Annotated in this window: 6 protein-coding genes and 1 pseudogene; 5 read left to right on the plus strand and 2 right to left on the minus strand. The window is 42.2% G+C overall.

Going from position 1 to position 6,743, the window contains the following annotated elements; translation table 11 throughout:
- Positions 1-1,436 (plus strand): methyl-accepting chemotaxis protein (locus B3182_RS15185; RefSeq protein WP_292753405.1); only part of this gene is annotated, 1,436 nt, incomplete at its 5' end.
- Between the two features lie 2 nt (positions 1,437-1,438).
- On the opposite strand, the gene B3182_RS15190 is transcribed toward B3182_RS15185, so the two are convergent.
- The gene (locus tag B3182_RS15190) at positions 1,439-2,407 is read right to left on the minus strand and encodes a DUF3080 family protein (RefSeq protein WP_292741745.1); all 969 of its coding nucleotides are present in this window, start codon (positions 2,405-2,407) and stop codon (positions 1,439-1,441) included.
- Between the two features lie 209 nt (positions 2,408-2,616).
- On the opposite strand from B3182_RS15190, the gene B3182_RS15195 reads away from it, so the two are divergent.
- From B3182_RS15195 to B3182_RS15205, 3 genes are all read left to right on the plus strand, one after another.
- Positions 2,617-3,624, plus strand: a complete 1,008-nt coding sequence (locus B3182_RS15195; protein ID WP_292357089.1) for a sensor domain-containing diguanylate cyclase — start codon at positions 2,617-2,619, stop codon at positions 3,622-3,624.
- A 99-nt stretch (positions 3,625-3,723) separates the two neighbouring features.
- Complete coding sequence (locus B3182_RS15200) at positions 3,724-4,752, plus strand: acyltransferase family protein (RefSeq protein WP_292357091.1); 1,029 nt, start codon at positions 3,724-3,726, stop codon at positions 4,750-4,752.
- A 280-nt stretch (positions 4,753-5,032) separates the two neighbouring features.
- The gene (locus B3182_RS15205; RefSeq protein ID WP_014706925.1) at positions 5,033-5,236 is read left to right on the plus strand and encodes a cold-shock protein; all 204 of its coding nucleotides are present in this window, start codon (positions 5,033-5,035) and stop codon (positions 5,234-5,236) included.
- An 83-nt stretch (positions 5,237-5,319) separates the two neighbouring features.
- Here the strand turns inward: B3182_RS15205 and B3182_RS15210 are convergent, their stop codons facing one another.
- Positions 5,320-6,063, minus strand: a complete 744-nt coding sequence (locus tag B3182_RS15210; protein ID WP_292357094.1) for an SDR family oxidoreductase — start codon at positions 6,061-6,063, stop codon at positions 5,320-5,322.
- A 123-nt stretch (positions 6,064-6,186) separates the two neighbouring features.
- Between B3182_RS15210 and B3182_RS15215 the strand changes: the two are divergent.
- Positions 6,187-6,743 (plus strand): annotated as a pseudogene (locus B3182_RS15215) (mechanosensitive ion channel protein); the annotation flags it as partial.

Here is a 6,743-nt window from a genome sequence, read left to right on the forward strand (position 1 = left end):
ACCAGGCCAAACTAGCCCAACTCAACATCCTTTCGGGTCAAAGCAACGCAGCCGATGAAGAAGAAATAAATCGCCAGGAAAATATCCAACAGGTGGCGGCACGTTACGCTGAATACAGGGAATACTTGAAAGAATTTCCTGAAATATCCGGTGACCCGGCGGTGTTTAATCAGGCCTATCAAGAATGGGTAGCTTCCTCTGATGCGCTGGTACAAGCTTATGACAATGGGCTTTCTTTAAATCTCCTTAAGCAAACTGAAGATCAGGAGTTTGCTGAATTACGAGATATTCTGGATAAGTCCGGCGAGGCAGTGATTAATGGTTTTGAGGTCATTGAAAAGCAACTTGCTGCTGATATCCGCACCAAAATGACGATCACATTTATTGCTGTCGCGATCGTTTTGATAATCGCGATGATTTTCAGTTATCTCATTCCAAAAAAACTGACTAACGACATCAATTATTTGGTAAAACGAATTAATGAAATTGCCTCAGGTGATGGCGATCTCACCGCTAGAATTGATGTGTCGTCTAAAGATGAATTCGGTAATCTTGCTCAGGCGTTTAATGTTTTTGTCTCTAACCTGCAGGATTTAATCAAAAATATTCTGTCCCAGGTTGCCAACCTCGGCAATCTCACTGCCAGCCTGTCGGATGCATCAGTTCATACCAAAGATATTAACGATAAACTGAATTTATCGACAGAATCCATTGTAAGTGCTGTTCATGAAATGACGCTGGCCAACAAGGAAATGGCACAAGTTGCAACCAATTCCGCTTCTGAGGCCGATCAAACCGCTGGTTTAGCTGATCGCGGTATGGCCGTAGTCAGAACGTCGAATGAAAAAATCGCCGCATTGATTCGCAATATGGATTTGGTATTGAACTCCTCTCAGGAGCTTGAAACCAATTCCAACAATATCGTTACCGTTTTGGAAGTTATTCGTGGCGTGGCCGAACAAACTAATTTGCTGGCACTGAATGCCGCGATTGAAGCCGCTCGGGCAGGTGAACATGGACGAGGTTTTGCTGTTGTGGCAGATGAGGTCCGAACTCTGGCAACCCGAACTCAGCAAAGTACCAATGATATAGATGAAATTATCCAGAAATTACAATTGTCTGTCGGCGCATCTTCAAAGGCTATTTCTGAAGGTAAGGTAAATGCTGATGAAACAGCAAATACCTTTGTTGAAGCCGATAAAGTTTTCCATGAAATTCAGCAGTCCTCTAACCGGGTAAATGATATGGCGACCCAAACAGCTCAGGCAACTGAAGAGCAGACCTGTGTCGCTGAAGAAATCAGTAAAAACCTGCACGGTCTAAACCAACAGACAGAAGCTGCCAGTGAAGTAGCTGAAACGGGTGAAGAGTTATCACAGGAAATCAGACGTTTTTCTGAAAGCATGAAACAAATGATGAGCCGCTTTAAAGTTTAGTGTTAGTCGGGAGTGGGTCGAAGACCGCACTGTTCCAGCAAATCCTGCCAGGCTTCAGTGTGTTCTTTTATACGTTGTTGATATAGCGTCCAGATATTCTGCTTATTATCCACATTTAACGTTTGTTGATAATACGCATTAAACGTCTGCGGCATGACCTCTTTTTGCAGCTGTGCCAGTCTGGCTAAGGGCTGAAACAGCTGATCAGCCCCACTGTTTACAGCAGACATATAGGGTTGGACTTTTTCAATATAAACCTTGAAAAACATCGATTCCAGAATCTTTGCCTGAGTATTCGGTTTGCCCTGTACACATAGTGGTTTTTGCTCAATGCGTTGCTTCAGAATCTGAGTTCCATCATCCAGCCGACTTATCAGTAATCTCGCACTATTCTGTAATTGCCCTGCCCGGCTTCCATATTGCCAACGTTGTTGAATCTCGCCCATATACTCAAGATCCTGTTCATACTCGCCTTGCAGAAGTTGCTGAACCCGTTTGTTTACATAAACAATATCCTGACTATAGCTGCTGATTTCGTATTGGCTTTTCTCAGGATCATAAAGTCCTGATGATAAACTCATTAGCTGCGCGATTTCCTCTGTTCCCCAAGTGGCATTCCAAATCACACGTGGTAAATACTGTTTTTTTATTTCAATGACTTGCGCCAGCTTTGTTCTTAATGTTTCACTTTTAATCTCGACCAGACATTGTTGTGACGCTTCTATAAACCGTAATTCGTAACGTAAATTATTTAAAGGCTGCATCACTCGTCCCAGTATCGAGTTTTTTTCTCCCACCACAAATTGCAGTTCACAGCCATATAAAGACAAAAAGTCCAACATATTGATATCGTGTTCAGGTATGAATAATCGACGGTCTCGTGGTCGGGGAATTCGCTCTATATCAATCAGATCTGAATAGACCGGTTCCACATCCAACACATTGGCTAACCGCTTCACATATTCATCCATCAAGGTTTCCGGTTTTGCCAACGGGTCGCAGGCACCAAGCAACGACATAAGGCTAAACAGAACTAAAATTCGATATGGAATATTCATTAAATGGCTGGTCGAAAGGATCTAAAACTCAGAGAATTGACTGTGACACTTTAAATAGGTTAAAGACTCGTTATAAATTTATTGTATGCTCCATAACAGGCTAAACAAATAGGATAGGTATCTTGACGATTACGACAGATACATCTCATCCAATGGTGAGTGATGAATATTTTCAACAATGGCAGGATCTGATTGATCTGTTAGCCGAATTCATGCAAGTGCCTGCTGCACTTCTAACGCATGTAGATGAAAATAATCAGCTTGCGGTCATGGTTAAAAACCGGGCGTCGACCAACCCATATCAGAGTGATCAGAAATTCGATTTAACCGGATCTGAAACATATTCCGAATTTGTCATTCGGGAACAGAAAACGCTGTTTGTTGCCAATGCATATGAAGATACGGCATGGAAGAACAAATATGACCCGACGCTAGGTATGATTAATTATCTTGGCGTGCCCGTCACCTGGCCGAATGGAGACCCGTTTGGCACTTTATGTGTTCTTGACACAAAAACGCATTATTACAGCGAATTACAACTCAAAATGATGGTGCAGTTACGCAATATTTTTGAAGCCCATCTGGATATTCTGGAACAAAATCTTGAGCTGGAAGAAGTGGCCAAAACACTCGAATATCTTGCCAATACAGATGATTTAACAGGTATCTGGAATCGACGGGCTTTTATTGCTCAAGCAGAGACAGAACTGCAGCGAACCTCTCGGCATAATCGAACATTATGCCTTTTAATGTTTGATATCGATAACTTTAAACGCATCAATGATTTGCACGGACATAACACTGGCGATGAAGCCATCAAATTATTTACAGAATGTATTATGAATTCAAAGCGTGCGTACGATATTTTTGGTCGCATTGGTGGCGAAGAGTTTGCCATGATTCTTCCTGAAACCGATCTTGACTCAGCACTGGCATTAGCTGAACGGATGCGTGAATGTGTAGAACAATTGAGCCTGCCATTAGTCAGTGGTGAAAACGTGACGTTCACTGTCAGCATAGGTCTGACAGAATATGGTGAAGAAGATGATGGTATTTTTGCACTGCTCTATCGCGCGGATCGTAAACTCTATGAAGCAAAACATCTGGGCAAAAACTGCGTAGTCGCCTGATACGTGAAAGCGTTTATATCAACTTTCAAAGTTTAACTCGGTTTAGTTTGTTTAATTAATCACTTTGTCCTGGTCGAGCTAAATCCTCAGGAGCGTTAGATGGCGAAAGCCAAAAACAGATTACAGGCTCTAGATGCCTTAAGAGGTATTGCCGCACTCGGCGTAGTACTGTTTCATTACCTGCCTTATTACGATGAACTTTATGGTCACACTTTCTCATCACCTGATGTGCTGGAATTTGGTCGCTATGGCGTTCACCTGTTCTTTATACTGAGTGGATTTGTGATTTTGATGACACTGGAACGAACCGACAATGTGCGCTGGTTTGGTCTGGCCAGAGCTTTTCGGTTGTTACCGGCTTTATGGGTTTGCATTCTGCTGACTTTCTTTATGGTTCAAGTGCTTGGCCCGGATGATCGCTCTGTCTCGTTCAGCACAGCATTAATAAACTTCACGCTTTTACATAGTTACTTGGATTATTCCCATGTCGATGGTGCCTATTGGAGCCTGGTGATTGAAGGTACATTTTATCTATGGATGGCCATCTTGTTTTATGCATTGAAAAGCTGGCAGCAGCTCCGCATGGTTTTGTTTGGTTGGCTGATTATCAGTTACATAGCGGTGTTTAATCTGGAAAATCTATCCCCATCATTACTGTTTTTGACCCATGAATTATTATTTGCCATGTATGCCCCTCTGTTTATCAGTGGGATGTTGCTATACCGCTGGTACAAGTCGGGGAATTTGACCGCCAGTGAGGTGCTGTTCCTCGCTCTGTCGATGAGCCATGCACTCATTGCCTACCCCGCACCATTCAGTCTTTTTGTTTTAGGTTGTTACGCTGTTTTTGTGCTGGCAATAAGCGGTTATCTGGATTTTATTGTCAATCGGCTCACCTTATGGTTGGGCAGCCTGTCCTATTCTCTTTATCTGGTCCACCAAAATATTGGTTACGGAATCATCAATTACAGCTATGCAATTGGGTTATCAGGCGTCACCGGAGTTGCTATTGCCATTGGAGTGTCATTTCTACTGGCCATATTGATTCACCTTCACGTAGAAAAGCCTGCGTTGAATTGGTTTCGCGAAAGACGTTATAAAACTGCCCCGTTAGTTGCGATGAATTAACTAAGCCAATGATTTCTGACTTATGAGTGGCTATAAGGAGTACCTGTGGAGCCAATGCAGATATATTTTGATTATTTATCAAATAGAGTTTGACCTTTACATATAATCTCTATATATTCAATCGTGCTTGCAAGTACGACAGATATTTGTTTTCAAGTTCGATGTTTCCGCTTTAATGTTAGATCCAAAGAGTACTCGTCCTGTTTTCAAAATACCCGCTCCACTTACAGCATACCCGCCCAAATTGGGCATTTTAGATTTACAAAAAATAGGATGATTTATGTCTTCAACTGGAACAGTTAAATGGTTTAACGAAGCTAAAGGCTTTGGTTTTATCGAACAAGAAAACGGCCCTGACGTTTTCGCACATTTCCGTCAAATCCAAGGTGACGGTTTCAAAACATTGACTGAAGGCCAACGTGTAACATTTGATGTTACTCAAGGTCAAAAAGGTCCACAAGCTGAAAACATCGTTCCTGCATAATTGCTACGATAACAGTTTGATTTTCACCTTCGGGTGAAACGAAAAAGCCCCGTTTTCCGGGGCTTTTTTGTATCTGCGTGTTATTAAACACTGTCAGCTTCCACAACATAACGGGCAAAACTCTGATATTTACCCCACATTTCCTGTGCCATCGCATCAGGAAACACATGAAACTGACCAGCTTTGAGACCATCAATAATAGCTTTTGCAACTGTATCAGCGGTTTCTGCAATATCACCAAACCCGGCGTCTTTTGCCATATCAGTTGCTATTGGACCAGGATGCACACTCATTACTCTGGTGCCTTGTTCAGCAAACTGCCCCCGTAAGGCCTGAGTTAATGAATAGGCTGCAGCTTTAGAGGCGGCATAGCCTGAAAAGGCCGGGAATGATCTTAATGAAGCAATTGAATTGAGTTGGATAAAGGCTCCACCACCATTTGATTTCAATACCGGTGCAAAAGCCTGAGCCATATAGAGCAAACCGTTTACATTAACCGCCATCTGAGTTTGTAGGGCTTCAACCGCATGCTCATCTAACGGCATTGCCATTTGCAAAATACCTGCGTTATTTACTACCAGATCAACATCATTGGCTTTCTTGGCAGCAGAAAATATGGTTTCTGGCTTTGATAAATCCACTGCAATGGCAACAAGCTGTTCGGGATATTGCGCCAATAATGCTTCAGCGGATGTGACATCACGCACAGCCAGATAAATTTTGCTGACACCCGCATGGATAAAAGCCTCGACAATCGCTTTACCAATACCCCGGTTAGCCCCTGTCACCAAGGCTATTTTACCTGTTATGTCATAGGTTTCATTCATCTAAAACACTCCCACTATTTCACATCATCAGCCCTGACATCGAAAATCATATTCAGACCAGCTTGATCCAATGCTTGTGCTCACCTACATTAGCAGTCTTTTTAGTAAATATTCGGAATCGTAATGGATATCCAGCAAATTGAAACCCTTTTCTTTCAATCTCTGCACATCGTGATGGACTGGGCTAGTAGTCCAAAATTTTACTCTCAAATCGGACTGATAGTATTAGGCGGTTTACTGGCTTTTTCAATTGCCAGTTTTTTAAAGAGCCGCTCACCACTTTTAAGACAGCTCCCCGCTTCAGGTCCTTTACTTAAGTTACGTAACAGCATTTATCGTAGTCGGGATCTGATTTTTCCCTTGATGATAATTCTGGCTTTTTCGATTGCTGCTGATATCAGTCAGTTATGGATAGGTCAAAGCTGGTTAATTCAAATATGTATGAGCTGGGCTGTCATCTATATGCTCTACAAACTGATAAATCGAGTTGTTCATAAGGCTTTATTTAAAAAGCTCGCCCTCTTTATTGTTTTACCCATTGCTGTGCTACATCTTTTTGGTTGGCTGGATGCAGTTATCGTTTATCTTGAATCTTTGTCATTTGAGTTAGGCAATATCAAGATTTCTGCTTACGGCATTATTCGTGTGCTGATATTCGGCTCGATTTTATTCTGGCTAGG

It is taken from the genome of Methylophaga sp. UBA4204, from assembly GCF_002379485.1.
Lineage (GTDB): Bacteria > Pseudomonadota > Gammaproteobacteria > Nitrosococcales > Methylophagaceae > Methylophaga.